This window comes from Nitriliruptor alkaliphilus DSM 45188 (assembly GCF_000969705.1).
Taxonomy (GTDB): Bacteria; Actinomycetota; Nitriliruptoria; order Nitriliruptorales; family Nitriliruptoraceae; genus Nitriliruptor; species Nitriliruptor alkaliphilus.
This window is the reverse complement of the sequence record NZ_KQ033901.1, coordinates 1773211-1797486: the sequence shown is the minus strand read 5'-3', so window position 1 is coordinate 1797486 and position 24276 is coordinate 1773211. Positions and strand designations below refer to the sequence as shown.

The 24276-nt window shown below is 72.9% G+C and carries 22 protein-coding genes; 15 read left to right on the top strand and 7 right to left on the bottom strand.

From position 1 onward, the window contains the following. Position 1: 1 nt before the first annotated feature. The 4 genes from NITAL_RS08460 to galU form a co-directional block, all read right to left on the bottom strand. Entirely contained in the window at positions 2–529 is a 528-nt protein-coding gene (locus NITAL_RS08460) for a hypothetical protein (protein ID WP_052665739.1), read from the bottom strand. Positions 530–764: 235 nt separating this feature from the next. Further along, on the bottom strand, positions 765–1253 hold the full coding sequence (gene moaC, locus NITAL_RS08455; protein WP_052665734.1) for a cyclic pyranopterin monophosphate synthase MoaC: 489 nt from the start codon (positions 1251–1253) through the stop codon (positions 765–767). Next, complete coding sequence (locus NITAL_RS08450; RefSeq protein ID WP_052665733.1) at positions 1253–2512, bottom strand: molybdopterin molybdotransferase MoeA; 1260 nt, start codon at positions 2510–2512, stop codon at positions 1253–1255. The genes moaC and NITAL_RS08450 overlap by 1 nt, the downstream gene beginning before the upstream one ends. A 25-nt stretch (positions 2513–2537) precedes the next feature. Continuing rightward, complete coding sequence (galU, locus tag NITAL_RS08445) at positions 2538–3410, bottom strand: UTP--glucose-1-phosphate uridylyltransferase GalU (protein WP_052665732.1); 873 nt, start codon at positions 3408–3410, stop codon at positions 2538–2540. 138 nt (positions 3411–3548) lie between these two features. Between galU and NITAL_RS08440 the strand changes: the two genes are divergently transcribed. The 5 genes from NITAL_RS08440 (at position 3549) to NITAL_RS08425 (ending at position 9586) form a co-directional block, all read left to right on the top strand. Beyond that, complete coding sequence (locus NITAL_RS08440; RefSeq protein ID WP_052665731.1) at positions 3549–4184, top strand: 5-formyltetrahydrofolate cyclo-ligase; 636 nt, start codon at positions 3549–3551, stop codon at positions 4182–4184. A 147-nt stretch (positions 4185–4331) separates the two neighbouring features. Further along, entirely contained in the window at positions 4332–4691 is a 360-nt protein-coding gene (locus NITAL_RS26370) for an FmdB family zinc ribbon protein (protein ID WP_083441360.1), read from the top strand. Positions 4692–4727: 36 nt separating this feature from the next. Next, entirely contained in the window at positions 4728–7865 is a 3138-nt protein-coding gene (locus NITAL_RS08435; protein WP_052665730.1) for a DEAD/DEAH box helicase, read from the top strand. Then, on the top strand, positions 7849–8763 hold the full coding sequence (locus NITAL_RS08430) for an SWIM zinc finger family protein (protein ID WP_052665724.1): 915 nt from the start codon (positions 7849–7851) through the stop codon (positions 8761–8763). The genes NITAL_RS08435 and NITAL_RS08430 overlap by 17 nt, the downstream gene beginning before the upstream one ends. Positions 8764–8965: 202 nt before the next feature. Beyond that, a complete protein-coding gene (locus NITAL_RS08425; RefSeq protein WP_052665722.1) occupies positions 8966–9586 on the top strand; it encodes an SAF domain-containing protein in 621 nt (206 codons plus the stop codon). Positions 9587–9588: 2 nt separating this feature from the next. Here the strand turns inward: NITAL_RS08425 and NITAL_RS08420 are convergent, their stop codons facing one another. Then, complete coding sequence (locus tag NITAL_RS08420) at positions 9589–11073, bottom strand: SDR family oxidoreductase (protein ID WP_052665720.1); 1485 nt, start codon at positions 11071–11073, stop codon at positions 9589–9591. Positions 11074–11194: 121 nt separating this feature from the next. On the opposite strand from NITAL_RS08420, the gene NITAL_RS08415 reads away from it, so the two are divergent. The 6 genes from NITAL_RS08415 to NITAL_RS08390 all read left to right on the top strand — a co-directional run bounded on the left by NITAL_RS08415 (position 11195) and on the right by NITAL_RS08390 (position 15167). After that, a complete protein-coding gene (locus NITAL_RS08415; RefSeq protein WP_052665719.1) occupies positions 11195–12100 on the top strand; it encodes an undecaprenyl-diphosphate phosphatase in 906 nt (301 codons plus the stop codon). 47 nt (positions 12101–12147) lie between these two features. Then, positions 12148–12846 (top strand): NAD-dependent epimerase/dehydratase family protein, encoded by a 699-nt coding sequence (locus NITAL_RS08410; RefSeq protein ID WP_083441359.1) that lies wholly within the window; start codon positions 12148–12150, stop codon positions 12844–12846. Beyond that, positions 12843–13412, top strand: coding sequence for a QsdR family transcriptional regulator (locus NITAL_RS08405; protein WP_052665716.1), 570 nt, complete (start codon positions 12843–12845; stop codon positions 13410–13412). Before NITAL_RS08410 ends, NITAL_RS08405 begins: the two co-directional genes overlap by 4 nt. Positions 13413–13546: 134 nt before the next feature. Then, the gene (locus NITAL_RS08400; protein ID WP_157041714.1) at positions 13547–13975 is read left to right on the top strand and encodes a hypothetical protein; all 429 of its coding nucleotides are present in this window, start codon (positions 13547–13549) and stop codon (positions 13973–13975) included. Further along, positions 13969–14202: a helix-turn-helix domain-containing protein gene (locus NITAL_RS08395; protein WP_052665714.1), complete on the top strand. Its 234-nt coding sequence runs from the start codon at positions 13969–13971 to the stop codon at positions 14200–14202. The genes NITAL_RS08400 and NITAL_RS08395 overlap by 7 nt, the downstream gene beginning before the upstream one ends. Then, a complete protein-coding gene (locus NITAL_RS08390; protein ID WP_052665713.1) occupies positions 14199–15167 on the top strand; it encodes an NAD(P)-dependent alcohol dehydrogenase in 969 nt (322 codons plus the stop codon). Before NITAL_RS08395 ends, NITAL_RS08390 begins: the two co-directional genes overlap by 4 nt. A 21-nt stretch (positions 15168–15188) precedes the next feature. Here the strand turns inward: NITAL_RS08390 and NITAL_RS08385 are convergent, their stop codons facing one another. Continuing rightward, positions 15189–16721: an HD domain-containing phosphohydrolase gene (locus NITAL_RS08385; protein ID WP_052665711.1), complete on the bottom strand. Its 1533-nt coding sequence runs from the start codon at positions 16719–16721 to the stop codon at positions 15189–15191. 121 nt (positions 16722–16842) lie between these two features. On the opposite strand from NITAL_RS08385, the gene NITAL_RS08380 reads away from it, so the two are divergent. After that, positions 16843–18117, top strand: coding sequence for an MFS transporter (locus tag NITAL_RS08380; RefSeq protein ID WP_052665710.1), 1275 nt, complete (start codon positions 16843–16845; stop codon positions 18115–18117). 190 nt (positions 18118–18307) lie between these two features. Next, on the top strand, positions 18308–19999 hold the full coding sequence (locus NITAL_RS28900) for a hypothetical protein (RefSeq protein WP_052665708.1): 1692 nt from the start codon (positions 18308–18310) through the stop codon (positions 19997–19999). A gap of 65 nt (positions 20000–20064) precedes the next feature. Here NITAL_RS28900 and NITAL_RS08370 read toward each other — a convergent pair whose 3' ends face one another. Beyond that, complete coding sequence (locus NITAL_RS08370) at positions 20065–21993, bottom strand: S9 family peptidase (RefSeq protein ID WP_052665706.1); 1929 nt, start codon at positions 21991–21993, stop codon at positions 20065–20067. A gap of 66 nt (positions 21994–22059) precedes the next feature. On the opposite strand from NITAL_RS08370, the gene NITAL_RS08365 reads away from it, so the two are divergent. Further along, positions 22060–23040: an aldo/keto reductase gene (locus NITAL_RS08365; protein WP_052665704.1), complete on the top strand. Its 981-nt coding sequence runs from the start codon at positions 22060–22062 to the stop codon at positions 23038–23040. Between the two features lie 40 nt (positions 23041–23080). Beyond that, positions 23081–24154 carry an ATP-dependent DNA ligase gene (locus NITAL_RS08360; protein WP_052665702.1) on the top strand — a complete coding sequence of 358 codons (1074 nt, stop codon included), beginning with the start codon at positions 23081–23083 and terminating at the stop codon, positions 24152–24154. Positions 24155–24276: the final 122 nt, after the last annotated feature.

Here is a 24276-nt window from a genome sequence, read left to right as displayed (position 1 = left end):
GTCAGCCGTCCCAGCGGCGCAACCGCACCGACGACTCGCCGACCGCGGCGCCGACGGGGACCTGACGCGGTGCCTGATCGGCCTCGAGCCGGCGCACCACGCTGCGGACCTGATCGGCCTGGAGCTTCCAGCGGCGCAGGAGGGCGACGTAGGTGCCGGTTGCCGACAGCGACAGCACGGCGATCGCCCACAGCGCGCCACCGAACACGACCGCGAGCGCGACCGACACGCCGGTGCCGGCGACCAGCCGCAGGAACCAGGTCCGGCGCGCCATCACCCGAGGATCCTCGCGCCGGACCGGCCGCGGCTCCTCGACCGGCGCGATGCCGACGTGGTCGACGATGCGGCCGGCGTCACCGGGCACCAGCAGCGCACGGCTGCCGGAGCGCTGGGTCGGGGTCTTGAGGACGTCCATCGCGCGTTCGAACCCTCCCACGGTCGCGTGCGGCGAGCCGTTCCGTGACCGCAGAGCCGACGGGACCAACAGAGCGGCCCAGAGCAGGACCAGCAGCACCAGCGCTTCGTTCACCCCACCACCTCGGTGTCCCGGTGCACTCGTCGCCTTCCGCGCGGGGCCCGGAGCGTCGTCGGGGCCGCGCCGTCGCGACGGTAACACCGGCCCCCTGGTGCCTCGAAGCACCCGGGACCACCCGCGGGAAGGTAGCCGTGCGGGAACTTCCACCTGGCCCGTGTGCGAACAGCGGGCGACGCCAGGACCGGCGGGGCACGACGCGCACCTGACGACCCTGGGCAGGGGCCGCGGACTACGGCAGATCGAGGTCGCCGGAGCGCCCGCCGGTCTTGCGCCGCAGGCGGACGTCGGTGATGCGAACGTCCTTCTGCACGGCCTTCACGAGGTCGTAGAGGGTCAACGCCGCGACCGACACCGCCGTCAGCGCCTCCATCTCGATGCCCGTCCGGTCGGCGGCCACGGCGGTGGCCGTGATCGTGACCACCCCACCGTCGGCGTCGACCGTGACGTCGACGTCGACCGAGCTGAGGGCCACCTGGTGGCACAGCGGCAGCAGCTCGGGTGTGCGCTTGGCGGCCTGGATCCCCGCGATGCGGACGACCGGGAACGCGTCGCCCTTCGGCAGGTCGCCGTCGAGCAGCCGCCGCGCCGTCGCCGGCGCCATCACCACACGGCCCTCGGCGACCGCGGTCCTCGCCGTCACCGGCTTGTCGCCGACGTCCACCATCCGCGCGTGGCCGTGGGCGTCCAGGTGGGTCAGGTCCTCGCCGTCGTCCGACATCAGTCGACCAGCAACTGGACGTCGACCTGGGTGCCAGGCTCCACCGTGGTCACGTCCTCGGGGATGATCGCGAGGCCGTCGGCCAGGGCGATCGACGACACCAGGTGCGAGCCCTGCCCCCCCGTGGAGGACGCGGTCCAGCGCCCCTCGGTGTGGGCGAGGCGCACCCGCAGGAACGAGCGCTTGTAGGGCGGCGAGGTGAGCGTCTCGGTGACCTCGGCGCGGACCCGCGGGCGGGCGACGTCGCGGCGTCCCTGCATCGTGCGCAGCGCCGGCCGGACGAACACCTCGAACGAGACGAACGCCGACACCGGGTTGCCCGGCAACCCGACGATCGGCACGTCACGGACGCGGCCGAGGATCTGCGGCATCCCGGGCTGCATCGCGACCTTCGCGGTGGTCACCTCGCCGAGGGCGCCGATCACCTCGGGGAGCAGGTCGCGGGTCCCGGCCGACGCCCCGCCCGTGCAGACCACGAGGTCGGCGTGACCGAGGTTGGAGTCGAGGGCGTACATCAGCGCCTTGCGGTCGTCACGCACGATGCCGCCGCTGAAGGGCGTCGCTCCCGCCTGCCGGACCAGGGCCGCGATCATCGGGCCGTTGCCGTCACGGATCTGGCCGGGACCGGGCGTCTGGTCGGCCGGGACCAGCTCGTCGCCGGTCGCCAGCACCACGACCCGCGGTGGCGGGTTGCAGGGGACGCGCACCTGACCGGCGTTGGCCAGGAGGGCGACGTCGGCCGGGGTGATGCGTCGCCCGGCAGCGACCAGCGGCTGGCCCGGCGCGAGGTCCTCACCGACGCGCCGCACGTTGGAGCCCGGCGTGTACGGCCGGTGGAAGCTGACCCGGTCGTGCTCGCCGGAGGTGGTCTCGACCGGGACGACCGTGTCGGCACCCACCGGGATGGGCGCACCCGTCATGATGCGCACGCACCGACCGGGCGAGATCTGGGGGATGTCGCTGTCGCCGGCCGCGATCTCGCCGATGACCGGCAGCTGGACCGGCTGGCCGATCGAGGCGTCGCTGAGGTCCGAGGCGACGACCGCGTACCCGTCCATCGCGCTGTTGGGGAAGGCGGGCAGCGACACCCGGCTGACGACGTCCTCGGCCAGGACGAGCCCGACCGAGTCGAGGACGCGCAGCTCGATCGGATCGGTCTGCGGCAGCAGGTCGAGCAGCGCGTCGAGGTGATCCTCGACGCTGGTCATCTCGTCCGCCGTCACCACATCGTGACGGCCGCGCCCGACGAACCCGCTCACGTCCGGACCTCCGATCGGCGGCTGCTCACGGCTGCGTCTCGAGCCACTCGCGCAGCCAGGCGACGAAGTCGGGGCCGAGGTCCTCACGGATGGCCGCGAGCTCCACGGTCGCCTTGAGGAAGCCCAGCTTGTCCCCGGTGTCGTGCCTCGGTGCGTCGAGCACGATACCGACGATTGGCTCGTCGGCGGCCAAGGTCTGGAGCGCATCGGTCAACTGGATCTCGCCGCCGCGGCCGGGCGGGGTGTCGTGCAGGACCGGGAAGATGCTGCCGGGCAGCACGTAGCGCCCGACGACGATGAGGTTGGACGGCGCCTCGTCGACCGGCGGCTTCTCGACCAGCTCCGAGATGCGGTACTCGCCGGGCTCGTCCCCCGGTGTGACGTCCGCGACCCCGTAGAGGTGCACCTGGTCCTCGGGCACCTCCATCAACGCGACGACGGCGACCCCGGTGCGGTGGTGGGCGGCGATCATGCGCTCGAGGAAGGGCGTGCGCGGGTCGACGATGTCGTCGCCCAGGCAGACCACGAAGCTCTCGTCGCCCACGTGGTGTTCGGCCTGGAGGACCGCGTGCCCGAGGCCGAGCGCCTCCCCCTGCCGCACGCTGTGGATGCTGACCAGGTCGGCCAGGTCACGGACCGCCGCGAGGTCGTCGGTCTTGCCCTTGTCCTCGAGCGCGGCCTCGAGGTCGAGCAGCCGGTCGAAGTGGTCCTCGATGGTGCTCTTGCCGGAGGCCGTCACCAGCAGCACGTCGTCGAGCCCGGCCCGGGCGCACTCCTCGACGATGTACTGGATGGCCGGTCGGTCGACCACCGGCAGCAGCTCCTTCGGGACGGCCTTGGTGGCCGGCAGGAACCGGGTCCCGAGGCCGGCGACGGGCAGGACGGCCTTGCTGACCACACGGTGACCTTCGACGAGCCGGGAGCGGGTGACGTTCGCCGGAGCCTACTGCCCGGTGTCGCGGTTCCCGGGGCCGCGACGGCCCGGCCGGCCGTACGCTGGCGGCCGAGCTGGGCGATCCCGGCGGGCAGGGGTGAGGTGGAGGCGCAGGGCGGGCCGCACGCAGGTGGCGCCGACGGCGACGTCGCGCTGACCCGTGCGCGCAAGTCGGCGCTCCGCCGGGCGATCCGCCTGGCCCGCGACCAGCTCTCGGCCACCGACCGTGCGGTGGCGTCCGCCGCCGCCGAGGAACGACTCTGGCGCCTCCCCGAGCTGCGATCGGTCAGGACGGTCGGCCTCTACGCCGCCCACCGGGGCGAGGTCGACCTCACGGGCTTCGCGGACCGCGTGCGCGCCGCCGGGGCGCGGACCCTACTGCCCCGGGTCGTGGGTGACGACCTCGATCTGGTCGCCAGCACGTCGACCTCGCCCCTCGTGGCGGGCTTCCGGGGGATCGCCGAACCCACGGGACCCTCGGTCGACCCCGAACAGCTCGACGTGATCGTGGTCCCCGGCGTCGCGTTCGACCCCAACGGTGGCCGGCTCGGCCAGGGCGGCGGCCACTACGACCGGCTGCTGGCCCGCCTGCAGCCGCACACCGTCCGTATCGGCGTGAGCTTCGCCTGCCAGCTCGTGCCGAGCGTCCCCCGCGAGGACCACGACCTCCCCCTGGACCTGGTGGTCACCGACCGCGGCACCTACCGGACCGGGGCACGCCCCGTCGAGGAAGGTTGAGCGGCGAGCGGTCCCCGGTCTTGCGAGGACCGCGACGACCGGGCATCCTCCCGTAGCTGGCACTCTCGCCCGCCGAGTGCGAACACCCGCCACGGCCCACCGGCCCGCCACCGGTCCGTCGTCGGCCCGTCCCACGGAGGTCCTCACGTGCCCACCTACGAGTACGCGTGCCGCAGCTGTGGTCAGCACCTCGAGGTCGTGCAGTCGTTCAAGGACGACGCGCTGACCGAGTGCCCGAGCTGCGAGGGTCAGCTGCGCAAGGTCTTCAGCGCGGCCGGGATCATCTTCAAGGGCTCCGGCTGGCACGTGAAGGACTACGCCGGCAGCTCGAAGGGCGCCAGCACCACCTCCTCGGGCTCGTCCGACAGCGGCACGTCCGACAGCCGCACGTCCGGGTCCTCCGACAGCGGGACGTCCGACACCAGCTCGTCCGACTCGAGCTCGTCCTCCACCGCCGCCACGTCCGCGTCGTCCTCGAGCACCACTTCGGACGCCAAGAGCGCCTGACCCCACCGGCGGGGCTCCGCGGAGCGAGGTGCCTGGGTGACGGTCCTGCACGCGGTCTGGAGCGATGGTCACCTCCTCCTTTGGGGTGAGCGGCCGTTGACCGGTGGGCGGCTCCCCCAGCCGCGCGGACGAGCGCCGGTCGACGGCCGGGCACGACGACACCCGTACGCGGTCCGCAGGTCCGAGCTGCTCGACGCCGCGGGCCACCTCACCGGCCTCGAACACCTCGACGCGCTCCGGGTCACCGAGACCGAGATCGTGCTACCGACCAGCGCGACCTCGCCCCTGCCGTCACCGGGCCTGCCCGGCGCGAGCGATGTCGGCGAGGACGCACGGAGCCTCCGCTCGTGGCGGGTCGACGCCATCGAGGTCGCCGGCGCCGACGCCCTCGATCTGCTCCTCGCGATCCCGACCGACCCGCCGCCTGACGCGCGTCCCGGCGCTTCCCTCCACGCGGCGGCCACGGTGGCCTCGCTCGCGTTGGAGCTCGCCGCGCGTGGCCGTGTGGTCCCGGGGCTCGTGCAACGCGCCGGTCGCTACGAGGGGCGGTGGCTGCCCGTGGTCGGCCCCGCCGAACGCCGCCGGCTCGCGGCGCTCGTCCCAGCCCTGCCACCCGCGCTGCTGGCCGCTGCCGGCGAGACCGAGCGCCCGGCCGGGACGGTCCTGCGCGAGGTGGTCGAGCAGCTCGTCGACGCCGCCTGCCGGTGCGCCCTCACCGACCAGCACGCCGGCACCCCGGCGCGACGACCGGGGGGTGAGGCGGCGTGGGTCCGCGCGCTGACCGACGACGATCCCGTGGTCGATCACGCCGACGTCGACGAGCTGCGGCAGCTGGCCGAGGAGGTGGCGGCCTGGCACCAGTCCGGGCAGCAGGCGGCTGCGCTCCGGGCTGCCTTCCGGCTGAGCCCACCCTCCGACAGCACCGAGGATGCCGACGAGGGGCAGGTCGAGGCCCCGGAGGGCTGGCGGCTCGAACTCGCCCTCCAGGCAGCCGACGACCCCAGCCTGATCGTGCTGGCCGCGGACCTGTGGCGTTCGCCGACGACCCAGGGCTTCCTCGACCGGACCCTCGAGTCCCCCGAGGAGCGGCTGCTCGGCGACCTCGGGCGGGCGGCCCGCCTCTACCCGGCGCTCGACCGGGCACTCGGCGCGGCCCGGCCCGAGGCGCTCGAGCTGGACCTCGACGAGGTGATCGCCTTCGTCGGCGAGACGGCCGGGCTGCTCGAGCAGGCGGGCTTCGGCGTGCTCGTCCCCGAGGAGCTGCGGCACCCGACGCGTCTCGGTGCACGCCTGCGGACCTCGTCCCGGTCGACCGGTTCGCAGCCGGCTGACGGCTCCGGGCTGCTCGGCTACGAGGGGATCGTCGACTACCGCTGGGAGGTCGCGATCGGCGACCAGAGCCTGACCGAGCAGGAGCTGGCGGAGCTGGCGCGCCTCAAGGCGCCGCTGGTGCGTCTGCGTGGCCGCTGGGTCCACCTCGGCGAGGAGGATCTCGCCGCTGCTGTGCGCCTCCTCGCCGAGCAGCCGGGCGGTGAGATGACGGTCGCCGAGGCGGCACGGCTCGGTCTCGGTGTCGCCGAGGCGGACACCGACCTCGACTTCGCCGGCGTCGCGGCCGACGGACCGCTCGGTGCACTCCTCGAGGGCGATGCGGACCCGCAGCTCGAAGCGTTGCCCACCCCCGACAGGCTGGAGGGTCAGCTGCGCCCCTACCAGGAGCGCGGCCTGGCCTGGCTGGCCTTCCTCGAGAGCGTCGGCCTCGGCGGCTGCCTCGCCGACGACATGGGCCTCGGCAAGTCCATCCAGCTGCTCGCCCTCCTCCTCCACGAACGCAGCGGCATCACCCGACGTTCGAAGCGGTGGCCGGCGCCGACGCTGCTGATCTGTCCGATGTCGATCGTCGGGAACTGGCAGCGCGAAGCGGCGAGGTTCGCCCCGTCCCTACGCGTCCTGGTGCACCACGGCCCCGATCGGGTGCGTGGCGAGGACCTGGCCGCCGAGGCGCGCCGCGCGGACCTGGTCCTGACCACCTACCACCTCGCCGCCCGCGACCAGACGGACCTCACCACGACCGCCTGGCGCCGGATCGCGCTCGACGAGGCGCAGAACATCAAGAACCCCGCGGCGCGCCAGAGCCGCGCGATCCGGGCGCTCGACGCCCCGAGCCGCCTCGCGCTGACCGGCACACCGGTCGAGAACCGCCTCACCGAGCTGTGGTCGATCATGGACTTCTGCAACCCCGGGCTGCTCGGGAACCAGAAGGTGTTCCGCGAGCGGTTCGCGGTCCCCATCGAGAAGCTGCACGACGACGACGCCGCGGAGCGTCTGCGCCGGATCACCCAGCCGTTCGTGCTCCGGCGGACCAAGACCGACCGGTCGATCATCACCGACCTGCCGGACAAGCTCGAGTTCGACGAGGCGTGCCGCCTGACCCGCGAGCAGGGCAGCCTCTACGCCGCGGTCGTCGAGGACATGCTCCAGCGCATCGAGGAGACCGAGGGGATCGAGCGGCGCGGGTTGGTGCTGCAGACGATGCTGCGGCTCAAGCAGGTCTGCAACCACCCGGCCCACCTGCTCGGCGACGGCTCGCCCCTCCCGGGCCGGTCCGGCAAGCTCGACCGGCTCGAGGAGGTGGTCGACGAGGTCCTCGCCTCGGGGGAGAAGGTGCTGGTGTTCACCCAGTTCGCGCGGTGGGGTGGACGGATGCAGCGTCACCTGCGCGAGCGGCTCGGCCGTGACGTGCTGTTCCTCCACGGTGGGATGAGCAAGGCCGAGCGCGACCGGACCGTCGCCGCCTTCCAGGCCGACGGGGGTCCGAGCGTGTTCCTGCTGTCGCTCAAGGCCGGCGGTGTCGGCCTGAACCTCACCGCGGCCAGCCACGTCGTCCACTTCGACCGGTGGTGGAACCCGGCCGTCGAGGACCAGGCCACAGATCGGGCGTTCCGTATCGGCCAGCGCCGTGACGTGGTGGTGCGCAAGCTGGTGTGTGCCGGGACGCTGGAGGAGCGCATCGCGGCGCTGATCGAGCACAAGAAGGACCTGGCCGAGCGCGTCGTCGGCGCCGGCGAGAGCTGGCTCACCGAGCTGTCCACCGACGAACTGCGCGAGGTGATCGCCCTCGGGTCGGACGCGGTCGTCGAGGACGAGGAGGTGCGCGATGCCGCGGCGTCGTGACCCCTGGGCGGACCGCTTCCCGCCGTCGTCCCCACCGATCCCGGTCGAGGGGGGCATCCGTGCACGCAGCCGTCGCGGTGCGATCGGCGCCAGCTGGTGGTCGCGACGGTTCCTGGAGGTCCTCGAGTCGCTCGGCATCGGCGGACGGCTCGACCGTGGACGGACCTACGCCCGCAAGGGCCAGGTCATCTCCCTCGAGGTCCAGCCTGGGGCCGTCACCGCGCGGGTCCAAGGTTCGCGGGCACGGCCGTACGACGCCCGGATCGCGCTGGACCGGCTGTCCGAAGCCGACTGGGAGCTGGCCGAGGAGGCGATGGCGGAGCGGGCCTCCTTCCTCGCCAAGCTGCTGGCGGGGGAGATGCCGATCGACATCGAGGACGCGTTCGAAGCATGCTCGACCGGGCTGTTCCCATCCGGCGCCGCCGAGCTCACCACCACGTGTTCGTGTCCCGACTGGGCCAACCCGTGCAAGCACCTGGCCGCGATGTACTACCTGCTGGCCGAAGCGTTCGACGAGGACCCGTTCCTGATGCTGCGGTGGCGGGGCCGCGACCGTGACGAGCTGCTCGGCCACCTCCGGGCGCTCCGCGGCACCGAGCAGCTTGCCCGGGCCGAGCCGTACGAGGACGATCCGTGGACGCCGATCGAACAGGCCGTGGTCCTCTCGATCGAGGAGCGGACGGAGGGCTTCTGGTCCGCCGGTCCGGAGTTGTCCGACCTTCGGCTGACGTCAGTTCCACCGACGGTCCCCGACGCGACCGTGCGGAGCCTGGCACCCCTGGAGCGGACCCTCGACGGCCGACCGCTCGGCGACGTCCTCGCCGCGGCGTACGCCACGATGACGAAGCGGGCACACACCCGGCTCACCGGCGACAGCGGGAGCCAGGCGCCGTCCTGACACGCCGTCAGGAGCGGACGCGCGCCTGGGGAGCATCCAGGTGCGAGGGCGTCCGGCTGTGGCGGGCCGCTCCGTCGTCCACAGGCTGCGGACGACTCGCTGCCACCTCGGCGCCTGGTCGTGCTCCCCTGCGGGCATGCGCCGCCCACCTCGCCTCTCCTCCTCCCGTCCCCCGCGGTCGGTCACCCCGTCCCGACCGGAGGTGGGCGGCGCCCCACTCGTCCTGCCGTCGTGGCTGGATGCGATCAGCGACCGCTGGTGGGGTCTGACACCACGGGTCCGGACCACCGTGGTGGCCGTCCTGCTCCTGGCGCTCGCCGCGTCGTCGGCCGTGCGGGTGGTCTCCTCCCCCTACGGCCCGCCGGTCCCGCTCCTGGTCGCCGCCGAGGACCTTGCTCCCGGCACCGTGCTCGACGACACGGTCCTGCGGCCGGCGCGGTGGCCGGGTGAGCTGGCCCCGTCCGGCGCACGGACCGACCCGACCGGGACGCTGACGGCTCCGCTGCCCGCCGGCGCGGTCCTGACCGACGGGCACGTCACCGACCGCGGCCTCGGCGGTGTGGTCGGACCGGGGATGGTCGCCGTGCCGCTGCCCGCCGAGCTCGTGCCCGCTCTGGAGGTCGGCGCCGCCGTCCAGGTGATCGCCAGCGCCATGGACGGTGCGGGGCTCGTGCTGGCCGACCAGGCCGAGGTGCTGGCCCTCGACGGCACCTCGATGTGGCTCGCGGTGCCGGCAGCAGCAGCCGCCGACGTCGCAGCCGCGGGCCTGCGCGGAACCATCGCGCTGGCGGTCGTCCCGGCGGCCGCACGCGACGGGCCGTGACGTCAGCCCGCGGTCGACGCCGCCCCTCGGGCAGCGTCGGCCGCCAACTCGTCAGCGAGCGAAGCGAAGCCGAGCCGGTGGAGCGGCAGCGACGCGCCCCAGTACAGCCGGCCCGACAGCCCCTTGGGGTGGAAGCGGGTCAGCTGCTCGAGCACGCTGCCGCGGCCGTCCTCGGCCGGGCGCACCCGGAACTCGAGCCACGCGTCACCCGGCAACTTCATCTCCGCACGCAGGCGCAACAGGTGCGGCCGATCGACCGCCTCGACCCGCCAGAAGTCGACCTGGTCACCGACGGCCAGCTCCGACGGGTGCGGCCTGCCACGGCGCAGGCCCACCCCGCCGACCATCCGGTCGGCCACCCCACGGACCTGCAGCAGCCAGTCGCGGCGGCCGTACCCGCGATCGCCCCCGACCTCGCACACCGTGGCGAACAGCTGCTCGGGTGACGCCGCGCTGCGGGCGGTGCGTCGGTCGGTGAAGACCGTCCCGCCCGACCAGCCCGGATCGCTGGTCTGCGGGTCCTCCGGGTCGGGCGAACCGTCGCGCCGGGCGCGTGTCGCGCCCGCCCAGGTGGTGGCCACGTCCAGGTCCTGAACGCGCTCCAGGGCCAACCGCACCGTCTCGCGGAACGGGAGGGTCTCGTGGGGCATCAGGCGGTCGGCCGTGTCGCCTCGGACCACCACCTCGTTGACCAGGCTCTCGACCAGCGGCCGGGCCAGGCCGGGCGGCAGCGGCGTGACGAGCCCGATCCAGAGCGACGACAGGCCCGGGGTGAGCACCGGGACGGGGACGATCAGGCGCCGGCCGAGGCCCGAGATCTCGGCGTAGACCTGCATCAGCTCCTGGTAGCTCATCACGTCCGGCCCACCGACGCCGATGACCTGCCCGGCGGTCCGATCGACCTCCAGGACCTCGCACAGGTAGTGGAGGACGTCACGCACACCGATCGGCTGCACCCGGGTCCCCACCCACCGCGGGGTGGTCATCACCGGTAGGACCTCGACGAGGTTGCGCAGCATCTCGAACGAGGCGCTGCCGGAGCCGATGATGATCGCCGCGCGCAGCTCGGTGACCGGGACCGGCCCGTCGGCGAGGACCGCGCCGACCTCGTGGCGCGACCGCAGGTGCTCGGAGAGGTCATCGTCCTCGTCCCCGAGCCCACCGAGGTAGACGATACGGGACACCCCGGCGGCGGCGCACGCGTCGCGCACGTTGGCCGCGGCCTGCCGGTCGCGCTCGGCGAAGGCGTCCTCGCCGTCCATCGAGTGGATCAGGAAGTACACCGCATCACAGCCGGCCACCGCGGCGTCGAGGCTCGGGCGGTCGAACACGTCGCACTCGGCGACTTCCACCTGATCGCGCCACGGGCGCCCGTCGAGCTTGTCCGGGGTCCGCGCGACGCAGCGCACCTCGTGCCCCCGAGCGAGCAGCTCGGGGACCAGGCGACCGCCGATGTAGCCGGTGGCTCCGGTGACCAGGACGCGCACGGGGATCCTCTCGTCACCTCCTGTTCGACCCAGGCACACCGTCCGGACGGTCGGCCCTGCCCGTCCGAGGCCGGCAGCCGCCTACGCTCCCGGCGCCCGCCGGCGGCCGCCCACGTCCGCCGTGCTCGCCTCACCCGTGTTCCTGCTGATCCAGGCCATCGTGCTCGGCCTCCTCCAGGGGTTGACCGAGTTCCTCCCGGTGTCCTCCTCGGGGCACCTCCAGGGCGTGCCGTACCTGCTCGGGTGGGAATCGGGCTCGTTGACCTTCGACGTGATGGTCCACGGCGGCACGCTGATCGCCGTCGTCGCCTACTTCCGCGAGGACCTGTGGTACCTCGCCACCCGATCGGTCGGGCGCGGGGTCGTCGAGGACGGCGAGCAGCGGCGCGCGCAACGGGTCGTGCTGCTGCTGGCCATCGGCACCCTGCCCGCGGCCGTCATCGGCGTCACCTTCGAGTCCACCTTCGAGGCCGCCTTCGCATCCCCGCGGGTCGTCGCCGGGTTCCTCTACGTCACCGCCCTGTTGCTGACCAGCGCCGAGCTGCTGCGTCGGCGGCGTGCCGCTGCCTCGCTCGGCAAGCCCGTCGCCGAACTCGTGGGTGCGGAACGGGACATCGACCCCGGCCGACGCGAGGACACCATCGGCTTCCGCGACGTGGCCGTCATCGGCCTCGCGCAGGCCCTGGCGATCTTCCCGGGCGTGTCCCGGTCGGGCGCCACCATCGTGGCCGGCATGGGTCTCGGCCTGTCCCGCGCCGCCGCCGCCAGGTTCTCGTTCCTGCTGTCGATCCCGATCGTCCTCGGTGCGACCGTCTCCCGGCTGCCCGACCTCGGGACCACCGATCCGGGCACGTTGCCGTTCGGCCCGGTCGAGATCGCCGCGGGTGTCATCGCCGCGGCGGTCAGCGGCTACTGGGCGATCCGCTTCCTGCTCCGCCTGGTCCAGACCGACGACCTGTTCGGGTTCGCCCGGTACGTCGCCGTCTTCGCCACCCTGCTACTGGCCGGCACGTTCATGATCGGCTGATCATCTCCGACCGAGCGGTACACGATGACCGGGGGAAGGAGGGTGCGATGCGAGTGCTCGTCACCGGGGCCAGCGGACTGATCGGCCGCGCCTTCCTCGCCAGCGACGAGGCGGCCGACCTGGACCTCGTCGCCACGGACCTGTCGCCCCGCGACGCGGATGTGGCCGCCCTGGACGTCCGCGACCCCGCAGCGTGCCGTCGGGCCGTCGACGGGGTGGACGCCGTGTTGCACCTCGCCGCGGACCCGGACCCCTTCGCCGATCTGGTCACCTCGGTGCTGCCGGTGAACGTGATCGGCACCTACCACGTGCTCGCCGCGGCCGAAGCCGTCAGCGTCCCCCGGTTCGTCTGGTCGTCCAGCATCTGGGCGATCGCGGGCTACCCCGAGGACCACCTCGTGCTCGAGACCGATGCCCCACGCCCCGGCAGCCACTACGGCGTCGGCAAGGCGGCCTGCGAGGCGCTGTGCGCCGCGCACGCGACCTGGTCGTCCACCACCTCGGTGTCGGTACGGATCGGGGCGTACGGCCCCCGGCCCGAACCCGGCGACTCGGATCGCGAACAGCGCGCCTGGCTCAGCGTCCGCGACGCCAACCGGCTGCTGCGCCTCGCCCTGAGCGCAGACATCGACGGCCACGAGGTCGTCCATGGGGTCTCGGCCAACGACCACCCGCTGGTGTCCCTCGAACGGACCACCTCGCTGCTCGGGTACGAGCCGCTCGACCGCGGCGGGGTGCGCAGATGAGCCGCCACGCGATCACCTACGAGGAAGCGTTCGAGGCGGCGCGCCGCCGGTTCCTGGCCACCAGCGACCTGGTCATGAGCCGGTTGCAACGCGACCTCAACGTCAGCCGCGCCACCCTGTACCGCGTCGTCGGCGGACGCGACCGGCTGCTCGGCGACGTGCTGCACGACCTCGGCCGCCGGACCCTGGAGTCCGCCGTCCGCGAGGTCGACGAGGAGGGCACCGAAGGCGTCGAGCGCATCCTGGAGATCTCGCGCCGCTTCGAGGGCGCCATCTCCACGTTCGAGCCGCTCCAGCGCTTCCTGACCGCCCACCCGCAGATCGCCCTGCCGATCCTGTTCACCGCCGAGGGGCGCGTCCACGAGCGCATGGTCGACCTGTGGAGCGAGCTGTTCACCGACGCGGTCGCCGCCGGTGAACTCGACCTGCCCGACGGCCCGCGCGAGACCGCCTACCTCTACGTCCGGGTCGGTGAGTCGATGCTGTTCTCCAGCCTGCTGGCCGGTGTGCAACCCGACGCGGTCGCCGCCGAGCAGGTCCGCCGCGCGGTGCTCGGCGCCCGGTAGTCGGCGGCTCGCGACCGGCGGGTAACGCCCACTGAGCCATGTGAAGAACTCTTGACATGGTGTCACGGATCCTTCACACTCCCGCATGTCGAACATCTTCGACATCGTGTCCAGTATCCCCGACAGGAGTCGTGGTGGCGTTCGAGGAGAAGCGTGCGTGGGCCATGGGGGTGGTCACGGTGGTCGCCTACGCCACCTACCTCGCCATCGTCCTGCGCCGGGCAGGCGGCGGTGAGCTGACCGAGGTGGCCTACGCAGCGACCATGCTGTGGACCATCGGGGCGGCCATCGTCGCCGCCATCGTCATCCACATCGGGCTGGCGATCGCCTCGCCCGAGGACGCGGACCGCCGCGACCAGCGCGACCGCGAGATCGAACGGTTCGGCGCGCACGTCGGCCACTCGTTCGTGGTGATGGGGGCCCTGGCTGCGCTCCTGCTCGCGCTGACCGAGTCCGCGCCGTTCTGGATCGCCAACGTCATCTACCTGGCGTTCGCCCTGTCGGCGGTCCTCGAGTCGATCGCCCGGATCGTCGCCTACCGCCGCGGGTTCCAGCCGTGGTGAAGCCGACCAGGGTCACCAACGACATCCGTCGCCTGCGCTTCCTGCACGGGGAGATGACACAGGCCGAGCTCGCCGATCGTGTCGGGCTCACCCGCCAGACGATCATCGCCATCGAGAAGGGGCGCTACTCGCCGTCGCTCGAGGTGGCGTTCCAGATCGCCCGCGTCTTCGGGGTCCCCCTCGACGACGTCTTCCAGTACCCCGAGACCGAGACAGGTGCACGATGAAGGCGCAGATCAACCGGCGGTACGGCTCCCCCGACGTCATGCGGCTCGAGGAGGTGGCCGATCCGGTGATCGGGGCCGACGAGGTCCTGATCCGGGTCCGGGCGGCCTCGGTCAACGCCGGCGACTGGTTCGTCCTGACCGGGACGCCCTACCTGCTCCGCCTCGCGTTCGGCCTCCGTCGACCCCGGGTGCAGATCCGTGGGAGGGACGTCGCCGGCGTGGTCGAGGAGGTCGGCGCCGACGTCACCGAGTTCGCACCCGGCGACGCGATCTACGCCGAGGTCGAGCGGGGCAGCTTCGCCGAGCTGACCCGGACCCGCGCTCGCTTCGTCGCCCCGAAGCCTGCCGGCCTCACCTTCGAGCAGGCCGCTGCCGTCCCGCTCGCCGCAGGCGCTGCCCTGCAGGGGCTGCGCGATGCCGGAGGACTCCAGCCCGGCCAGCGGGTCCTGATCCACGGGGCGTCCGGTGGCGTCGGCACGTTCGCCGTCCAGATCGCCAAGGCGCTCGGTGGCGAGGTGACCGCCGTGTGCAGCACGGGCAAGGTCGACCTGGCTCACCAGCTCGGCGCCGACCACGTCATCGACTACACCCGCGAGGACCTGGCGGCCAGCGACCGCCGCTACGACCTGATCCTCGACGTGGCGGGCTGCCGCCCGCTGTCCGACCTCCGTCGTGTGCTGACCTCCGACGGGACGCTGGTGCTGGTGTCCGGTGGCGCCAACCGCTGGTTCGGTCCGATCGGGCGGATCCTCCACGCGCTCGCGCTGTCCCCGTTCGTGACGCAACGCCTGCGACCGCTGACCGCCAAGCGTGACGGCACGGACCTGCGGAGCATCACCGAGCTGATCGACGCGGGCTCGGTGACACCGGTCATCGAGCGGACCTACCCCCTCAGCGACGCGGCCGAGGCGATGCGCTACGTCGGCGCGGGCCACGCGCGGGCGAAGGTCGTCGTCACCGTGTGACGAGGCCCATCGACCCGGAGCTCACCGCACGAGCCCGTGCTCCATCGCGAACACGGCCGCGGCGGCCCGGGTCGAGCCGCCGATCTTGGCGTAGATGTGCTGGACGTGGTGCTCGGCCGTCCGGGGAGAGATGACCAGTTCGTTCGCGATCTGGCGGTTGCTCGAACCCGACGCCACCAGCCGCAGCACCTCGACCTCCCGGTCGGTGAGCCCGGCGGGCCAGGACCGGCGGGCGGCCGTCGGCTGCTCACCTGCGGCCGCGATGACCGCGCGGACGCAGTCCACGTCGAGGCCATCGGTCGCGCCACCGAGGTGGTGGGCGACCTCGTCCGGCGGCCTCCCCCGTCGGTGCGGCCGATCCTGGGTCATCGCCTGGAAGACGTCGGCGGCCGCCAGCAGGCGCGCCTCGGTGACGATCGCGGCACCGGTCGTGCCGTGGTGGTAGCCGGAACCGTCCATACGTTCGTGGTGCAGCCCCGCGATCCGTGCCAGCTCGGCCAGCTGGCTCGAGCGACCGAGGATGCGTTCGGTGTGGTACGGGTGGAGGCGGACCTGCTCCCACTGGCTCGAGGTGAGGCGACGCGGCTGCTCCCAGAGGGCGCTCGACACCGCGACCCGCCCGAGGTCGTGCAGGAGCGCTGCGTGACGGACCGCCGTCACCCGCTCGTCCGCGAGACCGAGCCGCACCGCCGCCGCCTCGGCCAGCTCGGCGACACCCGTGGAGTGACCGAGGCTGTAGGTCGACTTGAGGTCCACCATGTCGGCGAAGACCCGGGCGACCTCGTCGAGCTGGGACGGGGGGATGCAGCGCACCGGACGTGGTTCGACCTCGAGGACCTCGCGCCACACGTCCGCGTCGGCCATCCCGCGGAGCAGGTCCGGACCGACGCGCGCGAACGTGTCGGCCACCGCGGGATCGAACCAGTGGCCCGCACGGTCCCGGACGATGTCGATGGCGGCCTCCGGACCGCCGAGTCGGTCGAAGATCACCGCCTGGGTGGCCACCAGCGCGAACCGTGCCGGGAGGGCGATGTCGTCGCCGGCACGTTGGAAGGCGCCGGCGCTGCCGTCCCAGACCTCGGTGCTGTCGCCGAGCGCGGTGGCGACCCGGTCGCCGAGGTGCAGCCGCTGCGCCATCCGCGTCCCGACCTCGCAGACCGAGCGGAAGACGGACCGGCCGCCGTCCTCACCGGCGGCCAGGACCCGCACCAGGTGCTGGACCCGGCGCGCCCCCCTGCCACGCCCGGCCAGGCCGAGCAGCGCCAGCGACTCGCGCACGTTCGCTTCGTCGGTGCGCTCCGCCTGCGGCATCACCCCGACGTCGTCCCCGAACAGGAACGCCAGCTCGTGGGATGACGCGGTGCAGCCGAGGTGGACCAGCAGGGTGGTGTAGTAGACGTCGCGGACCTGCACCTCGGGCAGCTCGCAGGCGCGTGCCAGCTCGGTCGCGAGGAGGCAGGCTCGGACCGCCTTCTCGGGCTCCTGCCCCATGCCGAGGTCGGTGGCGACCGACAGGGCAGCAAGCAGATCGGCCAACCGCAACTCGTCGTCCACGCCGCCCCACCACCTCGTCCCCGCCCACCTTGGCACGCCCGGCCGGTGATGGGTAGGTCTACCGATGCGACGGCGTGCCCCTCCGGCGGACGATCACCCGGACGATCCGGGAGGGATCACGATGCGCACACCGACACGATCGACCGACCGCGCACCACAGCCGCGGCCGACCCTGTTCACGCCGGCCTTCATCGCCCTGGCGTTCGCCTCGCTCGCCTACTTCACCGCCGCCGGGATGCTCATCCCGGCGCTCCCCCGGTTCGTCGAGGGACCGCTCGGTGGCGGCAACGTGGCGGTCGGTCTCGTCTTCGGGACCTTCAGCATCAGCGCCGTCCTCCTGCGTCCCGCGGCGGGGCTGTACGGCGACCGCCGCGGCAGACGGCCGCTCATGCTCGCCGGAGCGGCGGTGTTCGCGCTGTCCGTCCTCGCCTACGGGCTGGCACCGACGCCGGCCGTGCTCGCCGGCATCCGCCTCGTCAGCGGGGCCGGCGAGGCCCTGTTCTTCGTCGGCATGGCCACGGCATTCACCGACCTGGCACCGGCCGAGCGCCGCGGCGAGGCGATGAGCCTGGCGTCGCTGGCCCTGTACCTCGGGATCGGCATCGGCCCGGTCGTGGCCGAGGTGACGATCGCTCGGGGCGGCCTGACCGCGGTCTGGGTGGCGACGGCCGCGACGGCCGCGCTCGCGGCCCTCCTCGTGGTGCGCGTGCCCGAGACGCGGCCGACCTCGCCCGCCCCGGCACCCGCGGCCACCCGCCACCGGCTCGTGCACCCCGCGGGGGTGCTGCCGGGGATCGTGCTGCTGGCCAGCATCGTCGGCATGGCCGGCTTCGTCGCCTTCGTCCCGCTGCACGTGCTGGACATCGGCATGGCGAGCTCCGGCGTCGTGCTGGGTGTCTTCGCTGGCATCGTCGTCCTCATCCGCAGCGTCGGCGCCCGCCTCCCCGACGTCCTCGGCCCGGGGCGTGCCATCCGGGCGGCGCTCACCCTGTCGGTCATCGGACTGATGGTCGCCGGCACGTGGCACACGCCGGCGGGGCTCGTCCTCGGCGCCATCGTGCTGGCGGTCGGTATCGCGCTGCTGACCCCGTCTGTGTTCGCGCTGGCCGTCGCCGACGTCCCCGCCAGCGAGCGCGGACAGGTCATGGCGACCACCTCGGCGTTCATCGACATCGCCTTCGGAGCGGGCCCGATCTCCATGGGTCTGGTCGCGGCGTCCTTCGGCCGGCCAGCGGTGTTCGTCGCCGGGGCGGTCGCCGCCGGCGCGGGCCTGGTCCTGGTCGCCGCTACTCGCCTCGGGCGGCCGCGATCGGAGGCGGTCGAGCACGCCGTGGAAGGACACGGTGACCTCGGGGTAGGCGTCGCGGCGGTCGACGAGCTCGGCGCGGTGACGTGATCGCCCCCGTCGATCGCTGACGCCGACGCGACGGTGGAGCGATCCACGTGAGTAGTTCTCACCGCTGTTGTGAGCAGTCGGATCGGGGCGACGAGTAGGTGAGTGCTCACGCCGAAAGCCTCGATCCGAGGCTTCATGGTGCTCCGAGGGGCGGGCGACGAGCCCGCTGGATCACCCCCAGGAGCACGACATGAACAGCTCGACCACCACGCCAGGACGACGGCTCGGGCGGCACCTCGCCGCGACCGCCGTCCTGACCCTGCTGATGACCTCGCTCGTCACGCCCTTCGCGGCGAGCCCCGCGGCAGCGACGACCCCGGTGTCCTGCAACGGCGCCCCCGAGATCGCCCGGCTCCCCGTCGCAGAGCACGCAGGTCCCGCAGGCACCGTCCTCGACGTGGGGCCACTGACCGTCATGTTCAGCACCGTGACGGAGCCCGAGCCGGGGACCCACCACGTGAGTCTGCTCAAATGGACCTCCCCATCCGAGCCCGTCGCACACGTCCAGTTCTCCTACACGGACGGTGTCACGTCGGGCGTGTGGACGATCGCAACCAAGGCTCCCGACGCCGATCAGGTGGCCATCTTCGGGGCCGACCAACGCCTCGTCGAGGTCGTCTGGTGTGGTCCGCTGCCGGGCCATCCGGTGGACCAGCAGGCCCCGAGCGTCCTGTGTGGGGACAACGACGTGGTCGGCACCTTCGACGGTCTGGGCACGCAGGTGGTCGCCGTCAACGACGTCCTGACCTCCGGGGACTTCTGGATCAAGGTCACGAAGGTCAACAGCGGTAGCCACACACAGGCCATCAACTGGCCGACGTCGGAGTGGCTGCGAGCCATCCACACCCGCGCCACCGACGGGTCCGTCTCGGGCTTCGACCTGATCCCGGCGTGGATCGGCACGTCCGTCGGCGGCGATCTCGCGTTCGAGTGGATCGTGTTCTGCGGTGACGCCTCGCAACAGTCGCCCCAGGACCCCCAGGACCCGCAGGAGCCCGACGACCCACAGGAGCCCGAGCTTCCAGAGGACCCGCAGGAGCCCGAGCTTCCCGAGGACCCGCAGGACCCCGAACTGCCCGAGGACCCGCAGGACCCCGAGCTCCCCGAGGGCCCGCAGGACCCCGAGCTGCCCGAGGACCCGCAGGAGCCCGAGCTGCCGGAAGACCCGACGGACCCCCAAGACCCGGAGCTGCCCGAGGACCCGCAGGACCCCGAGCTGCCCGAGGACCCGCAGGACCCCGAGCTGCCGCAGGACCCGACGGACCCCCAGGACCCCGAGCTGCCCGAGGACCCGCAGGACCCCGAGCTGCCCGAGGACCCGCAGGACCCCGAGCTGCCGGAGGACCCGACGGACCCCGAGCTCCCCCAGCTGCCGGAGGACCCGCAGGACCCGGAGCTGCCCGAGCTGCCGGGGGACCCGCAGGACCCGGAGCTGCCCGAGCTCCCCGAGGAGCCGAAGGGTGACGACACGCCGGACGACCCCGAGACCACCGGTGACCCCGCGGACGAGTCGGACCCGACCGAGACCCCCGCACTGCCCGACGAGCCCGGCGGGACCGAGGGCGACGCCGACGAGACGACCGGCACCACCCCGAAGACCGACCCGTCCGACGGCTCGCCGACGGGTGACACGCCTGGTGACTCGCCGGCCGACGAGCAGTCCGTCACCATCGTGGCTGCGGTGACCATCGAGCGTGCCCACACCCTGAAGGCGCTGCAGGTCCGTGCCGACGACGACACGGACACCGAACACGAGACGGACACCGCGCACGAGACGGAAGTGCTGGCCTCGACCGGCACCGACGCCCGGTCGCTCGGTCTGCTCGCACTCATCCTGGTGGCACTCGGCGGGGCCCTCACCCGCCGTCAGGCGGAAGGCTGATCCACCCGCACGAGCTGCCACCGACGAGGCCCCGGCACCTGCCGAGGCCTCGTCCCGTTCCTCGGTCAGCGCCGGTCGAGCACGTCGTGGAGGAAGGCGGTGACCTTGGGGTAGGCGTCGATGCGGTTCTCGAGCTTGGAGAGCCCGTGCCCCTCGTCCTCGTAGATCAGCAGGTCGCTGCGCACGCCCTTCTCGGTGAGGATGGCGTGGATCTGCTCGGCCTCGGAGACGGGGACCCGCGGGTCGTTGCGACCGTGGATGATCAGCAGCGGCGCCGTGATGTGGTCGACCCGGTTGATCGGCGACGCCGCCTCGAGGACCTCGCGGTCGTGCTCGAGCGAGCCGTACTCACGCTCGCGGAACGCGCGGCGCCACGGCGAGGTGTTCTGCAGGAAGGTGACCAGGTCCGACATCCCGACGATGTCGACGCCGGCCGCCCACCGCTCCGGCTGGAACGCCAGGCCGGCCAGCACCATGTAGCCCCCGTAGGACCCGCCGTAGAGGGCGGCCCGGGTGTGGTCGAGGTCCGGCTGGGTCGCCAGCCAGTCGTGCAGCGCGGCCAGGTCGGCGACCGAGTCCAGCCGCTTCTCGACGTCATCGAGGTGCTGGTAGCTCTTGCCGTAGCCGGTCGATCCTCGGACGTTGGGTGCCACCACCGCGAAGCCGGACGCCACGAGGTACTGCACGACCGGGTTGAACGACGGCCGGTGCTGCGACTCCGGCCCGCCGTGGATGACCACCACCACCGGCGCCGGGCTGCCGTCACCTGCCGGCCGAGGTCGCAGGACGAACGCGGGGACCTCGAGCCCGTCGAACGAGGGGAAGCGCACCTCCTCGGCGTCGACGAAGGTGTCGCCGTCCACCTCGCAGGGGCTGACCGTCAACCGCGTGAGGTCCCGTGTCGAGGTGTCGACCAGCCAGCCGTCGCCGGGGACGAGCGGTGACGAGAACGAGTAGGCGAGATGGCGCCCGTCGCGGGTGAAGCGGTACCCACCGACCACGCCGTCGCCCGGCGTGGGCACCGCGCCGCGCACCTCGAGGCTGTGGGGATCACGCAGCTCGGCGCGGCTGATCCCGCCCTCGTTCCACGACACGAGCAGCTGGGTCCCCGACCAGTCGAAGGCACCGCCGGTGGACCAGCCGGTCTCGATGATCACCTCGGGCTCGACGTCCCGCAGGCGATCACCGTCGAGCACCGGTCGGCCGCGCCACAGGGCCGCGTGGTCACGGCCGACGTCCGCCGACAGGACGAACCCCGAGCTGTCCGGCAACCACGACGGGGTCCCGACCGAGGACGGCTCCAGGTCGTCGTGAGGCAGGATCTCGACGACGGCGGGGTGGTCGCGGTCGACGGCCCCCTCGTCGGGTAGCGCGAGCAGGTCGACGAGGTAGACCCGGTTGTCGCCGGGGCGGGTGGTGACCTCGGTCACGGCGAGGAAGCGGCCGTCGGGTGAGAACCCGCCCGGCCCGGTCCACCCGCCGGTGGCCAGCACGCAGCGTTCCTGCCCAGTGGCGAGGTCGCGGATCCAGGTGTCGAAGGCGATGCCGTCCCCGCGGTTGGTCGCGTATGCCAACCACCGGCCGTCGCGGGTCACCCCGCCGGGGCGGTGGATGAACTCCGGGTCGACCACCAGCGCGTCGAGGTCGTCGGGGCTGGTGTAGGGACCGGCCGGGTCGGCCAGCGCTGTGAACAGCTGGTGCCGCTCGTTGCCGCCGTCGTCGCTCGCGAGCAGGAGGATGTCGCGATCCTCACCTGCCGGGTCGGCGGGCAGGTAGCCCGCCCCGGTCGGCTCGGTGAACCGGGTCAGCGGCACGAGGTCCTCGACCGCGACCGGCAGCGGCTGATCGTCGAGATCCAGCCGGTGGACCTGGGCCGTCCCGGGCAGGTCCGAGCTGATCAGCAGGCGCCTGCCGTCGGGAGACCACCCGGTGGGACCCGCGGTGCGGATCTGCAGGTAGGCGCGGATGTCGGGCGAGGCAGAGGTGTCGGTCATGGCTCCGAGCCTAGGAGTCCCGGCGCGGCGCGTACGTTGCGGGCCACCGATCGAAAGGAGCGGACGTTGCGGACACGTCGCCTGGGACGTACGGGGTTGCAGGTCAGCGAGGTGGGGTTCGGCGCCTGGGCGATCGGTGGCAGCTGGGGGTCGGTCGACGACGACACCTCCATGCGAGCCCTGCACGCCGCGGTCGATGCCGGTGTGACGTTCATCGACACCGCGGACGTCTACGGCGACGGGCACAGCGAGCAGCTGATCGGCCGCCTCCTTCGCGAGCGTGACGAGGACCTGGTCGTGGCCACGAAGATGGGGCGCCGCGTGCCGCTCGACCCCGAGGCCTACACCTACGAGGCCTTCCGGGCGTGGCTGGACCGATCGCGCCAGAACCTCGGCGTCGACCGCATCGACCTCGTGCAACTGCACGCCCTCGGTCGCGAGATCTACGACCGGCCGCAGGTGTGGGAGGCGCTCGACCGCCTGGTCGACGAGGAGGTCGTCGCCCACTACGGCGTGAGCGTGGAGACCGTCGACGAGGCCCAGGTCGCCTGCCGCACCGCCGACATCGCCGCGATCCAGATCATCCTCAACCTGTTCCGCCTGCGACCGGTCGACGAGGTCCTCCCGGCCGCCGCCGCGGCCGACGTCGGCATCATCGCCCGGGTGCCGTTGGCGTCCGGTCTGCTGACCGGCAAGTTCGACCGGTCCAGCACGTTCGAGGCCACCGACCACCGGGCCTTCAACCGCCACGGTGAGGAGTTCGACGTCGGCGAGACCTTCGCCGGTGTCGACTTCGAGACCGGGCTGGAGGCCGTCGAGCGGCTGCAGACGCTGGTCCCGGCGTCGGCGACCACGGCCCAGTTCGCCCTGCGGTGGGTGCTGATGCACGACGCGGTGTCCACGGTCATACCCGGCGCCAAGCGCCCCGACCAGGTCCGCGACAACGTGGCCGCCTCCGACGTCCCTGCGCTGAGCGACGAGGTGATGGCCGCCGCCCGCGAGGTCTACGACGAGCTCGTCGCCACGCAGGTCCACCACCGGTGGTGACCACCGGTCGGCGCGCAGCGCCGCCGCTAGTGTCCGCGTGATGGACCTGCCCGTGATGCCGCCCGTGAAGCCGATGCTGGCCAAGCCGGCCAAGAAGCTGCCGGCGACCGACCTGGCGTTCGAACCCAAGTGGGACGGCTACCGCTGCATCGTGTTCCGCGACGGCGACGAGGTGGTGCTCGGCTCCCGCAACGAGAAGCCGCTGAACCGCTACTTCCCCGAGATGATCGCGCCGCTGCAGGCGTCCCTGCCCGACCGCTGCGTCCTCGACGGCGAGCTGTTCGTGGCCATCGACGGACGGCTGGACTTCGACGCGCTGGGCCAGCGCATCCACCCGGCCGAGTCGCGCGTCACCATGCTGGCCGAGAAGACCCCGGCGGAGTTCGTCGCCTTCGATCTGCTCGCGCTGGACGACACCTCGTACGTCGACCGACCGTTCCGTGACCGGCGGGCGGCGCTGGAGTCGATCGCCGACGGGTTCGCGCCGCCGATCCACCTCGCGCCCGCCACCCGCGACCACACGCTGGCGATGGAGTGGTTCGAACGGTTCGAGGGCGCGGGCCTCGACGGTCTGATCGTCAAGCAGCTCGACGACCCGTACCGGTTCGACGTGCGGTCGCAGCTGAAGCTCAAGCACGCCCGCACGGCCGACTGCGTGGTCGCCGGGTACCGGATGCACAAGTCGGGCGACGGGGTCGGCTCGCTGATCCTCGGGCTGTACGCCGACGACGGGCAGCTGTGGCACGTCGGTGTGGCGGCCAGCTTCACCACCAAGCTCCGGCGCCAGCTGCTGGACGAGGTCGCCCCGCTCGAGATGGACGACGTGGCCGGCCACCCCTGGGCGTCGTGGATGGACACCGAGGCCAACGCGAACGGCTCGATGCCCGGTGCCCCCAACCGCTGGAGCGGCGCCGGCGGCCGGGACCACTCGTGGCGGCCGCTGCGCCCCGACCGCGTCGTCGAGGTCGGCTACACGTGGGCGACCGCGGGCCGCTTCCGCGGGACCACCCGGTTGGTGCGGTGGCGCCCCGACCGCGAGCCGGCCTCCTGCTCGACCGTCCAGCTGGCCGAACCCGAGCCCGTCCCGATCACCGAGGTCCTCGCCGCCCGCTGACGCGCGCACCGTCGGCCGCTCGCCGACGGAACGGTCCGCCTGCTGCGTGCGATGGACGTCAGCCGGCGCACGTCAGGCGGACGATCCGGCCCGGATGTCCGTCCGCCCGCCACACGGTGGGG